Source organism: Deinococcus alpinitundrae (assembly GCF_009982895.1).
GTDB lineage: Bacteria > Deinococcota > Deinococci > Deinococcales > Deinococcaceae > Deinococcus > Deinococcus alpinitundrae.
In genome coordinates, this window is sequence record NZ_WXZL01000328.1 from 1 (window position 1) to 262 (window position 262).

The following is a 262-nucleotide window of genomic DNA, read 5'->3' on the forward strand; positions in this document are numbered from 1 at the left end:
TAACCGAAAAAGCTTGATATAATAGGGTTATGGAGGAACGTTATGAACACTAAAGATTTAAAATATTTTCATTCGCTAGTAAAAAATAAAAATTTTTCTACGGTTGCTGAAGAATTTAACGTTAGTCAACCCACAATCAGCATGGCTATCCGACGCTTAGAAGATACTTTTCAAACCACGCTGTTCACCCGGGATCAAGGTCGACACCATTTGTCCGTCACCCTAAGCGGCCAACAACTGGATGAACACGTGCAAGCAATCT

Annotated in this window: 1 protein-coding gene; it reads left to right on the forward strand. The window is 39.7% G+C overall.

All coding sequences use genetic code 11. The features are described 5' to 3' along the window. Positions 1-42: 42 nt before the first annotated feature. Positions 43-262, forward strand: a 220-nt coding sequence (locus GUI70_RS25880; RefSeq protein ID WP_161884597.1) for a LysR family transcriptional regulator, incomplete at its 3' end; no start/stop codon positions are given.